This window comes from Clostridium sardiniense (assembly GCF_016907995.1).
In the GTDB taxonomy this organism is placed as follows: Bacteria; Bacillota; Clostridia; order Clostridiales; family Clostridiaceae; genus Clostridium; species Clostridium sardiniense.
The window spans coordinates 21,364-35,448 of the sequence record NZ_JAFBDA010000008.1 but is presented as its reverse complement, the minus strand read 5'-3'; the positions used below and the strand labels follow the sequence as shown (position 1 = coordinate 35,448).

The following is a 14,085-nucleotide window of genomic DNA, read 5'->3' as shown; positions in this document are numbered from 1 at the left end:
TAAATATTATATCATAATATAAATGTTATATATTATTTATTTCTTAAAAATTCCAATATTAAAAATATTAAAGTAATAAAATAATAAAAGATGCAAAATTATAAATCCTGCATCTTCTCTTTACTATACTGTTAAACTTTTTATTTTATCTACACCATTATATACTTCTATTATATTACTTAATATTAGCTTTTCATCCAAACTATGAGAACTATGAATATAATCTTCTAATTTAATTTCAAATCCTTTTTCATCCTTATCTTTTTCTTTTTTTAATTCCTCAAATTCAACTTCAAGATCCTTCTTATCACCATTAAATTTTGCAATTCTTATATATAATTCATAAATGCTACATACAAGATTTCTTTCCTTTATCATAAGTTCCATAAGGTCATCTTCTGGATTTATATTATTAGCCTTTAATCTCTCTTCTATAAAAGAAGTAACTATAAACAAATTATTTATCTTATCTCCTCTTTTATTCTTATAGGCTTCCTTTAAACTATCTATCATCTCTTTTATTACATTAATATACATAACCTTTAATATTTTAACATCTTTTTCAATGCTATATGGTAATATAAATTTATTTATTAAGATGGCAAGTATAGCCCCTAGAATAACAAACATTATTCTATTTATAGCCATAGTGTTTGTGTCTCCTAAAATAGCTGCTGCTCCTATTGCAGATACAGTTACACATATCATATTATATTTATACTCTTTCATATATCCACTTATATAACCACTTATCATAAGGATTAATGTTCTCTCTACAACACCTTTAAATATATAGAAAAGTATTTCTACTATAATAGCACCAATTATTGTAGCAATTATTCTATCTCTTGTTTTTGTCTTTGATACTTCATAAATAGGATTTACTAATGATAACATAGTAAATGCAATCCATCTTCCCTCTCTTAAATGGAAGTAATCCATTATAAATGCAGCTACTGTTATACCTATTGCAATACGTACTGCATAAGAAAACTTTGCTGACCTTGCTTTATAATTAGATTCTATATTATGTGTTAACTTAAAGTTATTAGGTATTCTTTCTATTTTATTTATTAGGTTATATTGTTCCTTACCTAAATCCTTAAGCTCACCTAACCCTTCATATATAAATGAAATATTATTTAATATCTTAAGGGCAGTTAAATCTTCTATATCATGTCCATTATAATTTTTTATTGAATTAATTATATCATCACTTATAGTGCTTTCATCGTTTAAATACCCTCTAATTTTTATTAAAGATGTTTCTATATCTGATATAATCTTTTCATTATTAGAATAATTTAATTCTTCTAGTAATATAGATATTTTCTCTAAAGCCACTGATATATTTAATTTTATTCTACTCTCTTCTGTTAAATAAAAATTTTGCTCTCTTTTATTATATATAATATTTCTAAAAGCATTTAAGCTAGTCCTTACATTCTTATCTAAGTTTTCATCTTTCTTATTTAAAGAACTATTTTTTATTTTTTCTATCATATCATCACAAGCTTTTACTAATAACTTGTTTCCCTTTTTTAGTACATTATCTCTATTAGCTATTAATTGAACTATCATAATTATAATAGCACCAACAACTAATGATAAAAATCTCATAGGAAGTCTATCATCACTAACTGGATTTACTAATAAAAATAAATATTGAAGTGAAAATGGTAGATATACTGGACTCTTCAAGTTATAACATAGAGAATAACTTAAAACAAACATCATAATAAAATTAACTGGAATAGCTATCCACATGTTCATGCTGGCAACTGTTGCAGCTAATCCTATAACTACATTTAATATAATCAGCAATGCAGTATTTTTAATTGGTGATAAAGTCAAATCCTTTTGTAATAACATCAGCATTGCTGTTGCTGTTGTTACACCTATTAGTGTATTCTCATCTCCAAATATACTTTTAAAAGCAATAACAAAACCTACAACGAATATAAATATTATAGTTTTTGATATAACTAACTTTTTATTCATAATTCATACACCCTTTCCATGTATAGTACAACTTATACAAGAAGCAATTTTACTCTTAAAATATATATTTTTCAATTAAAAAGATAATATTTTTTTACAAAATTCATATTATTTAAACTAATATATAATTATTTAATATTATTTAAAATAATTAAGACGAAATTGTTAACAATTTCGTCTCTTAAATACTTTATTTTTTCTTTGGCAGAACAATACCTTTATATAATTGAACTGTAATAAAATAATATAGTAAATATATTACTCCAAATACTGATAATGATATCCATATATGATAGTAAGGATGTACTAAGAATATTTTAAACATCTGCATACCTATTAGTACATGTGCTATACCAACTATAGCTGGAATTGCGTATATAAATAATATTTCCTTATATATTGATTTGATTAATAGTTTTTTACGAACTCCTATTTTTCTAAGCATTTCATAACGCTTAATATCTTTTGATGCCCCTGTTAATATTTTAAACATTAGACAACTTGCCATCATTCCAAGGAACGCAATACCTAGGAATAGTCCCATAAATACCATACCACTTGTCATTTCATAATACTGAGTATAAAATTCATATTTACTACTTATATCATTAGTCTTATATCTTAACCTTTCAATATCATCTATCTTCTTAAAATTATCTAAGTCTTTAATAAAATCATTAGTTTTTATAACAACAGCTTTATTTACATTACCTGTTATTGAATTAAATTTCTTATCATCAACTACTTTTATTTTTAAATCTGAATCAGTATATCTATTCTCTATACTATAGAAAAAGTTTAACCACTGATTATCTTTTTTACTTTTATCATAAATACTATTATTTACAATTAACTCTGACTTAACTTTACCACTATATGTGAGATTGCCCATCATATCTCTTTCTAATATAATTGGTTTATTCTTTAGCAAATCACTTGAAATATAATATACAAACTCCTTATCTTTTTTATATCTATACTCTAATTTTTCTTTAGTATCTAATTTGCTTAATATATTATTTTCTTGTGATGTTGGATTATTTAAAACTACATCATAATACTCAGATTCCTCTGCTATAAATTTTGCGTTGTTTTTAAATGCCATACCACTTGAAATTGCTCCAGCAGATAATGCTATTAACATTGCAACAGTTGCCAAAACTTTAGTAAGTTCTTTTACACGGAAACTTAATTGAGAAAGAGTAAATACATTTACTCCTTTTTCTTTTATATGTTTATTTTTAAGTAATATATCAATAAGTATAGGAACAAATGCCATAAATAATAAATATGTTCCTGCTGTTATAGTTATCATTCCTATAAATAAGCCCGCTATCATAGTTACTTTAATATTAATTATGGCTGCATATCCAATAACTAAAAGTATAATAGCTAAAATAGCTTTAACTACTGAATTCATTGGCTTAACTTTTACGTTATCTGCTTGATCTTCTGCATGCAATAATTGAAGGACAGAGGACTTAAATAACTTAATAGAATTAAATATTGCTGCGATCAAAAATAATATCATAAAGAAAATACATGTAATTGATATAGAAGGCATATAAAATGGATAGTACTTTCCACCTTCAAAATTTAATTGTGTCATTAATATATAGCTAATTATTTTGGAAAGTATAGCTCCAATTATAATACCAACAATTAATGAGACCACTCCAATTACCAATGTTTCTATAAACATTATAAGTGTTATTTTTTTCTTTTTTGCACCTAGCATCATATACATTCCAAATTCTTTTTGTCTTAATAAAAGAAGGAATGAGTTTGCATAAATTATATAAAATACTGTAATTATAGCAAGTAATACAGCGCCTATTTGGAATACTGACATTATTGAATTAATGATAGAATTAGATTTAACAAAATCCTCATTTAATGCAAGTGTCTGAAACATATAAAATATTGAGATTGCCATTACAAGACCAAAAAGTAAAACTAAGTAATCTTTAAATTTACTTTTTACTCCTGACATTGAGAGTTTTAATAACATATTACTCCTCCCCATGCTTTATATTAGTATCCATATTAGCTACTACATCTAAAATTTCTTTATAAAATTCATCTTGAGTTAATTTCTTCTTCAACTCATTAAAGATTTTTCCATCTCTAATAAATAAAATTCTATTACAGTAACTTGCACTATAAGCATCATGAGTAACCATTAATATAGATACTCCTTGCTCTTTATTTAAGTTTGTCATTGCTTCAAGCATACTTGTTGCATTTTTAGAATCAAGTGCTCCTGTTGGCTCATCTCCTAATATAATTGCTGGATTATGTACGAGTGCTCTTGCAGCAGCAGTACGTTGTTTTTGTCCACCTGACACCTCTGTTGGATATTTTTTTAGTATTTCTAAAATATCTAAAGTTTTTGCAACTTCATTTACTCTCTTTCCAATTTTCTTTGATGACATTCCTTGAAGATATAGTGGCAATGCTATATTTTCATAAAGTGATAGATTCTCTAAAAGATTAAAATCTTGGAATATAAAGCCTAAATTTTGTGATCTAAAGTCTGATAATGCATCTGATTTCATATGAGTTATATCAGTCCCATCAATTTTAACTACCCCACTTGTTGGACTATCTAATGTAGATAAAATATTCAAAAGAGTTGTCTTACCTGAACCAGATGGTCCCATTATTCCAACAAACTCTCCTTTTTCCACTGAAATCGAAATACCATTTAAAGCATAAAATTTATTATTTGTTTTTCCATATACCTTTTTTAAATCTCTTACGTCAACTACAGGTTTCCCCATTTTAACGCCTCCTTTTTTCATTCTTGTTTCTATCTCATGTTAGCACCTTCACTTTTTATTACATATTGATTAATCTTTCACTTATCTTACAGTTTTGTAATCATTCTCTTTAGATAAGCTTTACTCTATAATTTAAGTTAATTTTAAGTGACTAAAATCTTATCTCATAACAAAGACTAATATTGAGATTGGAGTGATTTTATTGACAGATAAATTTATTAAAATAAATGATAGTATGATTTCTGAACTTTCCTCTATGCTTTCGAAGGAATTTTCCTCGTCTCCTGTTGTTAATTATATATTTCCTAATGAATATGATAAAAATATAGTTCTTCCTCTTATTTTTGATAGACTACTTAAACTTTATAAAGATATTGGAGTTACATATGTAACATCAATTGATATGGAAGGTACTTTTTCTTTAGTTAATTTTGATAAAGAAAATAGACTTTATTATGAATCTTTAATTACCTCTATACCTAACATACTAAGAGCTACTTTAAATATTGATGTAGCTGAGACAATAAGTAGGTTAATTAAAGCAAAGGATACTTTACTTAATGTAAAAGATTATATTAATTTTAAAAATAGCTATATTTTTATATCTAGTATTGCTTCATCTAATAGAGATAATAAGGATATATTTTTAAAAGATATGTTAGATTATTTAGTTAAGGAATCCTATGATAAGCAGACTCCGCTTATTGTTGAGACTGAAACTGAAGAAATGGTTAACTTATACAAAAGCTATGGATTTAAACTTTCTAGGAAATTCACAATAGATAATACTGATATTAATATTTTTTTACTTACTTATAATCCTAAAAAGACTAAAAGAAAATAATATATATTAATTCTAAAATAAGATAAGAGGTAAAACCCATCTTATCTTATTTGCTATGTATTCTTTTTGATGTAATATCTTTTATTACCTTCAAAATAATTTTCTAATATTCCGAAATCTTCTCTTAATCATTTATGATCTTTACAACTAAATACTTAGCCATATTTATTCTATTAAATTTTTATTTTAAACTATAAAAAAAGACCATATTATAAAAAAAATATAGTCTAAATTATGCTTTAATTTATTGCCCAATTATTGATTTTTCTTTATATATATTTTTAATGCCTTAATAAATAAAATAAGTGCATATATCCCAACTCCCCATACTATTATCATTATTATTAATGGTATTAACGAAAAAATCATAGTATTCATAAAAATCTCCCCCTCTTTTAATTCTTCCTCTAGTTTTAATTTTACCATTTAAAGTAATATTAGCATATTAATTCATAAAAAAGGCTATATTACTTAAGTAATATAGCCTAATATAATAAAATTATTCTCTAATTTCTCTATTTGTATCTATAGTCTTATGTTGACCAATTGGTTTAACATTAAAGTTCGATCTATATTCTGTTTCTGCCCAGAATATATTATCAGCAACTAAAGCTTCTGGATTTAACTCTACTCCATCTAGAATTATCTCCTTAAATTTATGATATCCTGCTCTGTCTATTAAATGTCCACCATGTAAGTATTCTGGTTTATAATCTAAAGCCCATGCAGAGAATTTTTGCCAGTTACCAAATATTCCAAGTACAACTTCCTCTGTTGCGAAGTTTATGAATGTCTTACCCATTCTTGGAGTTTGCTTTCCTGTTCTTCCTCCAATAACTATTCTGTAAAACTTTTCTGGCTTTCTAGTCCATGCACTTGCTGGGCATGCAAGAACACATTCTCCACAACCAACACAACAACAAGGATCTTTATCTACAGTACCATTCTTATTCATACTTAATACTCTAGTTGCATGATGTTCACATGCTCTAACACAAGCTCCACATCCAATACATCTTTCTGGATGATATTCCATTCTAGCTTGTCCTATAACACCAAAATCTTGAAAATGTCCTTTACCACAGTCATTTGGGCATCCTGAGACTGATACCTTTATATGATAATGTGAAGGGAATACTAGCTTTTCTATCTTTGTAGCTAACTCTTTTGTATTAACATTTGCTTTTATACAATGTGTATTACCAATACATGCCATAATATTTCTAGCACCTATAGTTGGATAACCATTTTTATCAATTTCCATATCACAATTACATTCATCTACTTCAACTTCTTTTAAATAATTTTCAATAAATGAATTTACAGCTTCTATATTTTCATATTTTATTCCTGGTATATTAAAAGTTTGTCTCATACCAACATGGAAAGTTCCATTTCCCCATGTTTCTGCTATTTCTTGAACAGTAGTTAAATATTTAGCGTTTACTGTCCCTCCTGGAATACGCATTTGAAGCATGAATTCTCCTGGAACTTTAGATTGACGATAACAGTTAATTCTTACTTTTTTAATATCTATATCATGATTCATATATAACACTCCTCTAATCTAATAATGTTTTTGCTTTAGTATAGTTAAATACAGGTCCTTCAAGACAAACATAAGTTTCATCTATTCTACAATGTCCACATTTACCAACTGCACATGACATCTTCCTTTCAAATGATACCCATATTTTTTCTTCAGGAACCCCAAGTTTTAAGAATTCTAATGCTGTAAAGTGCATCATTATTGGAGGTCCAACTATAATAACTTCATAGTTATCATCAAATCTATCAAGTGGAAGCTTTTCTAAATGAGTTGTAACAAGTCCAGTCTCCCATCCTTCTTTAACGCCTGAATCTAAAGTATAGATTGTATTAAATATTTCTTTCCACAAATATAATTCATTCTTAAATAATATTCCACTTTCATTTTTAAATCCAAATATTAAATTTAAGCTCTTAACGTAATTTGGAGTATTATAGAACTTATTTATCATACTTCTAACAGGTGCTACCCCTGTACCACCAGCGACGATAACTATATTTTTATCCTTAAACTTTTCTACTGGCCAACCTATACCATAAGCTCCTCTTAGGAATAAGGTATCTCCTGGTTGTAAGTTAAAGATAGCATCTGTTACCTTGCCTACTGAACGTATTGTAAAATCTAAATATCCATCTCCAAATCCGCTAACTGATATTGGAGCTTCTCCTATCTTTGGTATTGATAATTGTAAGAATTGTCCATGTTCTGGAACAATATCAGTTTCTACTCTAAATGTATATTCTGAATTGCTTTCTTTATTTATGCTAATAATTTTGCATGGTTTTGGTGTTAATACATTATTACTCATTATCATTACCTCCACAAATTTCATTAACTGCTTTTGTGACTTTATTTATTGTTGCTGTAATTGAAATGTTTTCAGGACATCTATCTGTGCATCTTCCACAACCAACACACATATGATTATCTCCAAATTTTTCTTTATAATCATGGATTTTATGAAGTACTTTATATCTCATTCTGTCTCCTAAATTATTTCTAAATTTATGCCCTCCAGCCATTTCATCAAATCCATCTACATGGCATGAAGCTTGCACTCTTCTTCTTTCCCCAACATTTGCATTTTCATTATATATAATATCTTTAGTTGTAAAACATGTACAAGTGCTACAAGCTAATGTACAACTTCCACAACCTATACATCTTTTGTTATATTCTTCCCACATTGGATGTCTCTTTAGCTTTTCAATAACTTCTTTATCTTTTATTTCCGGTAATTTTACTTTTGCTTTATTTTCTTTTATAAACTCAAGTGTAAATTCTTCTTGTTTTTCATTTCCAAAGTAGTCTTTAAATTCTTCATCATTTACATTAAATAAAATAGCATCTTCTAAAAATCTAACTGCTAGGCTATAATTATCTGTCTTGTTACTTTTCATAGTTGTACAAAAACATGTATCCCATCCTTCAACACATTCCATACATACAAATTTAACTTTATCTCTTACTCTCTTATAGAACACATCTTCAAAGTTTCCATTTTCAAGATATATTTTATCTTGTCTTTCTTGAGCATTAATATCACAAGGTCTTGCAAATATTAATATTTTTTTATTATGTGGATTTTTACTTTCTCTAAATTCATCTTCTGTAAAATAGTATAAAGTTTGATTTATTGGTGTTATTACTTCTTTTACAGGATATGTAGACTTTTCCTTATAAACTATCTCTTCTACTGAATTAACTTCTGCGTAACGAATTATATCAGTATCTGAATACCTTCCTTGCTTTTCAAATCTTTTTGGTGCATAAATCTTGTACTCTTTTTTTAATTCTTCAAACAAATCATTAACTTTTTGGAATTCTAACTTGTATCCCATATCTTTCCCTCCGAACTATCTTATTTAATCTAAACACAGGATTGTCTTTTTTTTGACAATCTTACATCTTGATAATACTACTATGCTTCTTATAATTCCAATCCTTATTTTTTATAATAATAATAAGTAAAAACCTATTAGTAAAATTCCCATAAAAAACTATCAAATTTCTCAACCTAAAAATTTGATAGTTTTTTATAATCATTTTATTTAATTATTTAATTTTCCGACCTCTGTAAGACCTATTCTATCTATAAGTTCTGCAAATCTTTCTTTTGTCTTTGCATTTTTCTCATAATAATTTATTACTTTTTCTACTACTTTAATTAATTCATTTTCTTTAAATCTTCTTTTCATAGGTACAGCTAACCTTGCCTGATTTCTATATATGATACTAATATTATTTATACATCTATTATAAATAAAAATAAAGTTAGGTAAATTTAGTCTTTACCTAACTTTATTCAATAATATTTATATGTAAACTATTAATATAGTTCATATATATCTGATAACTCTAATTCAACTTTTTGCATACCTGAGTTAAAGGAAGGTATTATTGCACTCTCTTCATTGTCTAATTTAACATTAGGTAAAAATATATTAAATGTAGTTCCTTTGTTGACTTCACTCTCTACTAATATATTTCCATCATGTATTTCAACTAATGATTTAACAATACTGAGTCCAATGCCACTTCCTTCAGTATTTCTGTTTAATGATTTATCAACTTGTACAAATCTTTTAAAAATAAGATTTTTCATAGTATCTGGAATTCCTCTCCCCTCATCTCTTACCTTTATATCTACCCAATCATCATTTGATGTTATATTTACAAAAATAGTTTTATTATCATCAGTAAATTTTATAGCATTAGAAAGTAAATTTAACATTATTCTTTCTATTTTTTCTGCATCACACTTTATGATTAGTTCCTCAACATCTGTATCAAAAATTATATTTATATTTTTTATCTTAGCATATGATAATACAGATAAAGTAACATTTTCAACAAGCTCTACTATATTTAAATTTACAAATTCGCCCTCAACTGATCCAACCTCAAACTTTGTAACATCAATAAGATTATTAACAAGCCTAAGCATTCTATAACAGTTCAATTTTAATACTTTTTTGTATTTTATATAGTACTCCTTAAAAGCATTTACATCGCTATTTTCCATTCCATCAAGTAGCTGCAAAGTTGAATATATTATATTTATTGGAGTTCTTAATTCATGTGATAAATTCGCAAAGAACTCATTTTTAGACTTCTCATATACCTTTATTTCGTTATACTTATAGTTTAATTTATCATATTTATTTTTTTGAGTTAAATCCTTAGAAATTATTATATTCTTTACATCTAACTCATTATCTTCACTTATATTTCTACATATAGACTGAAGCTCTATCTCATTATCTCTAGAATCAATTCCTATGCAATTAAACCTTCTATTTACCTCTTTAAATATATTATCTTTATCATATGAATAAACTAATTCACTATAATTTTTATTGATTAAGTCACCATACCTATATTTAAAAGTTCTTATTGCAGCTTTATTTGCATATTCTATAGAGCCATCAGCAGATAATCCAATAATAATATCTTGTATATTATCATTTATTGTTCTTAAAAGTTCTTCTTTCTTTCTTAATTCTTCTGTTAATTTATATTCTTTAGTTATATCATTAAAGGATATAAAAAAATATATTTCTTTATTATATGCAATTTGCTTTATATACAATTCCATAACTTTATCTAGCTCTTTTAATATAACATTCCCTTTCCAGAACCCAATGTCTGTTATATCTTTATATACATCAGTGAAATTAAATTCTTCTACATCATCTGCATATTTACAAAATATTTTATTTAATTCTTTGTATTGAGCCTCTACCTCACTTTCACTACAATAATTATTTATTATTGTTTTATTTGCATAAGCTACGTTCCACTCACTATCAAATAATAAAATATTATTTGTGTAATCAAACTCTGTTATATAATAAAATATATTCAATTCATTTTCTAATCTTTTGTTTCTATTTATTTCTTTTATTATTTCTATAAACAATCCCGATATAATTACTATATTTGATATAATTGTTAAATAATTTAGTGCATAATAATTTTGTTGAACAAAATGTATGCTTGGATATCTAGCAGAATATAAAAAATATACACCTCTTAAAATTAATAAACACATACTTGCAATTACACATGTATATACTATCTCAACTTCTTTTAAGCTTTTTTTAACCAACAATATGTTCGATATGATATATCCTATTATTATCATTATTATTATAATAGATATAATAATATTTAAATAATCTAATGTTTCATCACTTATAAGTAGCTTACTTATTTTAATATCTAATATTGAAAATATAATAGTTAATATAGATGCTTCTATACTAGTTTTTATTTTATTATCTATGGAAAAAATCTTCTTTTCACTTATTACTTTAGTTAAAATAAATAATCTAAATGTAGGATTCAATACTTGAATAAATGAATCATTAATAACATTACTATTTAAATTCATTAATGAGCTTATAAATAAATTTAAATATAACAATGATATTAAAAAGAAGTTATCCTTTTTATTACTAAAATAATATATTAGTGAACTTATATATGCCATAATTCCAAGCATTAAATTTAAGTTTATCACTCCATATGGATACATTACTTCCTTATTAATTAAAACCTCTCTTTTATATAATAAATCTTTAGATATAAATATAGATATTATTACTCCTACAATAAAAATTATAGTCAAAGTCCCTCTTATAATATTCTTCTCTCTCAATAAATTTCTCTCTCTATTAGCTAAATTCAGCATTTTTCCCCTCCCCACCAAATCTATTATATAATAACATCTTTTTTGGCTAATTTGTATCTTTTTGTAAATTTTTTGTAAATTTAGCCTTATTATTTTTAGAGATAAATATTAAGTAAGTAAAAAACAGGATTGCTAAGAATCCTGTTTTTTTGATTATTTTTATACTATTTATTTATATCTCTTATTATAGCTTTTAAACTTTCAATTTCTTTAGTAAGAGATTCCATATTACCTTTTAAAATATTAATTTCTGTATCATAATTAGTATTTTGTCTTATTCCCCCATGATCAGCTGCATTGTCAGGTGTTGGATTTGCTTCACAAAAAGGATTTCCTACATTTTTATTTTTTCTCTTATAGTATCTTCCCGGTCCATTTTGAAAATATTGTTGCTGAGCACTATATGTTAGAATTACCTGTCCTATTAATTCAAACCAATTTCCTATGGCATTTTGAACGTTAAAAGGCATCTCTCCTGCCATAATTTGTCCCATTATATCACCAATTAGCACAAATAACTGAGGATGTAAATCTTGAAATCCACCTGGTATATCTTCGCATCTTTCGTCTGGATCAAAATTTTCTGCATTATCTCTATTATTGCAGTTATTATCTCTAAAATTAAAACCAAACTGTTTCATAAATTCATTAAAATCATTCATGCTATCAGATTTCATTTACTTCTCCTTAAATAGTGCTTCAATTATTATATTATTCTTATAATATAATCTTATTCCTCTAGTATGCTTTTAAATCTTTTAATACTTTCTTTTATATTATCTGTATTTAATATGGCTGTTATAACAGCTGCTCCATCTAATAAGTCTTTTAATTCATCCGTTATATTCTCTGTATTTATTCCTCCGATTCCGTATATAGGAAGATTTATATTGTCTTTTATTTGTTTAAGGGCACTTATACTTAAAACACTTGTATCTTTAGTGCTTGTACTATATATAGCACCACAACCTAAATAATCTGCTCCATCATCTAAAGCTTTTTTGCTCTCTTCTAGTGTCTTAGTAGATACTCCTATTATTTTATCTTCTCCAAGTAAATTTCTAGCTAAACTGCAATCCATATCATCTTGTCCAACATGAACCCCATCAGCATCAATAGCCATAGCTACATCTACTCTATCATTTACTAAAAATATAGCATTATAATTTTTGCAAAGATTAGACAACCTCTCTGCTCTGTCACACATTAATTTAGTTGAAATATCTTTATCTCTATATTGGACAAGTTTTACACCTGCTTTTAACGCTTCTTCTGTTTTTTCTAATAACTCCTCAAAAGGTATTCTATAATCTGTCACTAGATATACTTTTTTGTCACTAAAATTCTTCATAAGTTATCTTTCCTCTTTCTATTATCTCTTCATCTTTCAAACAAGATATTTTATCTAATGTTTTATGTTTAAATGAAAGTATTCCTTCTCCTTCATTATTTTCCATAGCTATTTCCCCAGAAATATTCATTGTAATAACTGCTTTAGCTACTCCAAATATAGTGTTATCCCCTAAGTTTTTACCACATTCTACTGCAAGCATTCCACCAAGCATACATCCTGTTCCTGTCACTAATGAAAGCTCTGATACTCCATTATCTATTGTAATTTCTCTTTTTCCATCTGTAATATAATCTACTTTTCCTGTTATAACTATAATGCAATTATTATTTCTTGCATATGTTCTTAAAGTACTTCTCAAGTTGTCTGTAAATTCTCCATCATCTAGTGAATCTATGCCTATAAAATTACTCTTAACACCTATAAGACTCTTTATTTCAGTTAAATTTCCTTTAATTAAGCTTACACCAACCTCTAGAATATTTCTAACTACTGTCTTTCTAAGCTCTGTAACATGTACACCAACAGGATCCAATACTACAGGAATATTATTTTCTTTTGCTACTTGTGTTCCTAATACCATACTATTGCCCTTTTCATATCCCATTGTTCCAATATTTATATGCAGGCAGTTTGATATAGCTACGCCTTCTCTTATTTCTTTTAAATCATCAATCATCATTGGCTTACCACCATATGAAAGTATAGTTTGTGCTACATCATTCATAGTAACATTATTAGTTATTGAATCTACAAGTGGGCTTTCTACCACATATCTATTAGCTCTCTTTAAAATTTCTCTTATTTCCATAACACTACTCCTATTAATATTATTTAATTTCTAAATTATATTTTTTAATA

13 protein-coding genes are annotated in these 14,085 nt (G+C 26.2%); 1 reads left to right on the top strand and 12 read right to left on the bottom strand.

Features of this window, described 5'->3' with window-relative positions:
- Nucleotides 1–123: 123 nt before the first annotated feature.
- From JOC62_RS08410 to JOC62_RS08400, 3 genes are all read right to left on the bottom strand, one after another.
- Nucleotides 124–2,001 carry an FUSC family protein gene (locus JOC62_RS08410; protein ID WP_204594820.1) on the bottom strand — a complete coding sequence of 626 codons (1,878 nt, stop codon included), beginning with the start codon at nt 1,999–2,001 and terminating at the stop codon, nt 124–126.
- Between the two features lie 190 nt (nt 2,002–2,191).
- Entirely contained in the window at nt 2,192–4,012 is a 1,821-nt protein-coding gene (locus JOC62_RS08405) for an ABC transporter permease (protein WP_204594819.1), read from the bottom strand.
- A gap of 1 nt (nt 4,013) precedes the next feature.
- Nucleotides 4,014–4,784 carry an ABC transporter ATP-binding protein gene (locus JOC62_RS08400; protein WP_204594818.1) on the bottom strand — a complete coding sequence of 257 codons (771 nt, stop codon included), beginning with the start codon at nt 4,782–4,784 and terminating at the stop codon, nt 4,014–4,016.
- A gap of 202 nt (nt 4,785–4,986) precedes the next feature.
- Between JOC62_RS08400 and JOC62_RS08395 the strand changes: the two genes are divergently transcribed.
- Nucleotides 4,987–5,628: a hypothetical protein gene (locus tag JOC62_RS08395; RefSeq protein WP_204594817.1), complete on the top strand. Its 642-nt coding sequence runs from the start codon at nt 4,987–4,989 to the stop codon at nt 5,626–5,628.
- A 255-nt stretch (nt 5,629–5,883) separates the two neighbouring features.
- Here the strand turns inward: JOC62_RS08395 and JOC62_RS19335 are convergent, their stop codons facing one another.
- The 9 genes from JOC62_RS19335 to thiM form a co-directional block, all read right to left on the bottom strand.
- Nucleotides 5,884–6,006: a hypothetical protein gene (locus JOC62_RS19335; protein WP_279381513.1), complete on the bottom strand. Its 123-nt coding sequence runs from the start codon at nt 6,004–6,006 to the stop codon at nt 5,884–5,886.
- 121 nt (nt 6,007–6,127) lie between these two features.
- Nucleotides 6,128–7,177 (bottom strand): sulfite reductase subunit C, encoded by a 1,050-nt coding sequence (gene asrC / locus JOC62_RS08390; protein ID WP_204594816.1) that lies wholly within the window; start codon nt 7,175–7,177, stop codon nt 6,128–6,130.
- 13 nt (nt 7,178–7,190) lie between these two features.
- Nucleotides 7,191–7,985: an anaerobic sulfite reductase subunit AsrB gene (asrB, locus tag JOC62_RS08385; protein ID WP_204594815.1), complete on the bottom strand. Its 795-nt coding sequence runs from the start codon at nt 7,983–7,985 to the stop codon at nt 7,191–7,193.
- Entirely contained in the window at nt 7,978–9,018 is a 1,041-nt protein-coding gene (gene asrA / locus JOC62_RS08380) for an anaerobic sulfite reductase subunit AsrA (protein WP_204594814.1), read from the bottom strand. The genes asrB and asrA overlap by 8 nt, the downstream gene beginning before the upstream one ends.
- Before the next feature lie 210 nt (nt 9,019–9,228).
- Entirely contained in the window at nt 9,229–9,375 is a 147-nt protein-coding gene (locus JOC62_RS08375) for a hypothetical protein (protein WP_204594813.1), read from the bottom strand.
- A gap of 131 nt (nt 9,376–9,506) precedes the next feature.
- Nucleotides 9,507–11,873, bottom strand: a complete 2,367-nt coding sequence (locus tag JOC62_RS08370; protein ID WP_204594812.1) for a PAS domain-containing sensor histidine kinase — start codon at nt 11,871–11,873, stop codon at nt 9,507–9,509.
- A 164-nt stretch (nt 11,874–12,037) separates the two neighbouring features.
- Nucleotides 12,038–12,550, bottom strand: a complete 513-nt coding sequence (locus JOC62_RS08365; protein WP_204594811.1) for a hypothetical protein — start codon at nt 12,548–12,550, stop codon at nt 12,038–12,040.
- Between the two features lie 53 nt (nt 12,551–12,603).
- Nucleotides 12,604–13,224: a thiamine phosphate synthase gene (gene thiE, locus JOC62_RS08360; protein WP_204594810.1), complete on the bottom strand. Its 621-nt coding sequence runs from the start codon at nt 13,222–13,224 to the stop codon at nt 12,604–12,606.
- On the bottom strand, nt 13,211–14,035 hold the full coding sequence (gene thiM, locus JOC62_RS08355) for a hydroxyethylthiazole kinase (protein ID WP_204594809.1): 825 nt from the start codon (nt 14,033–14,035) through the stop codon (nt 13,211–13,213). Before thiM ends, thiE begins: the two co-directional genes overlap by 14 nt.
- Nucleotides 14,036–14,085 lie beyond the last annotated feature (50 nt).

What these genes read in the sequence shown, in the direction of transcription:
- JOC62_RS08410 (WP_204594820.1), bottom strand. Translation starts at nt 2,001, where the DNA reads ATGAATAAAAAGTTAGTTATATCAAAAACTATAATATTTATATTCGTT.
- JOC62_RS08405 (WP_204594819.1), bottom strand. Translation starts at nt 4,012, where the DNA reads ATGTTATTAAAACTCTCAATGTCAGGAGTAAAAAGTAAATTTAAAGAT.
- JOC62_RS08400 (WP_204594818.1), bottom strand. Translation starts at nt 4,784, where the DNA reads ATGGGGAAACCTGTAGTTGACGTAAGAGATTTAAAAAAGGTATATGGA.
- JOC62_RS19335 (WP_279381513.1), bottom strand. Translation starts at nt 6,006, where the DNA reads ATGAATACTATGATTTTTTCGTTAATACCATTAATAATAATGATAATA.
- asrC (WP_204594816.1), bottom strand. Translation starts at nt 7,177, where the DNA reads ATGAATCATGATATAGATATTAAAAAAGTAAGAATTAACTGTTATCGT.
- asrB (WP_204594815.1), bottom strand. Translation starts at nt 7,985, where the DNA reads ATGAGTAATAATGTATTAACACCAAAACCATGCAAAATTATTAGCATA.
- asrA (WP_204594814.1), bottom strand. Translation starts at nt 9,018, where the DNA reads ATGGGATACAAGTTAGAATTCCAAAAAGTTAATGATTTGTTTGAAGAA.
- JOC62_RS08375 (WP_204594813.1), bottom strand. Translation starts at nt 9,375, where the DNA reads ATGAAAAGAAGATTTAAAGAAAATGAATTAATTAAAGTAGTAGAAAAA.
- JOC62_RS08370 (WP_204594812.1), bottom strand. Translation starts at nt 11,873, where the DNA reads ATGCTGAATTTAGCTAATAGAGAGAGAAATTTATTGAGAGAGAAGAAT.
- JOC62_RS08365 (WP_204594811.1), bottom strand. Translation starts at nt 12,550, where the DNA reads ATGAAATCTGATAGCATGAATGATTTTAATGAATTTATGAAACAGTTT.
- thiE (WP_204594810.1), bottom strand. Translation starts at nt 13,224, where the DNA reads ATGAAGAATTTTAGTGACAAAAAAGTATATCTAGTGACAGATTATAGA.
- thiM (WP_204594809.1), bottom strand. Translation starts at nt 14,035, where the DNA reads ATGGAAATAAGAGAAATTTTAAAGAGAGCTAATAGATATGTGGTAGAA.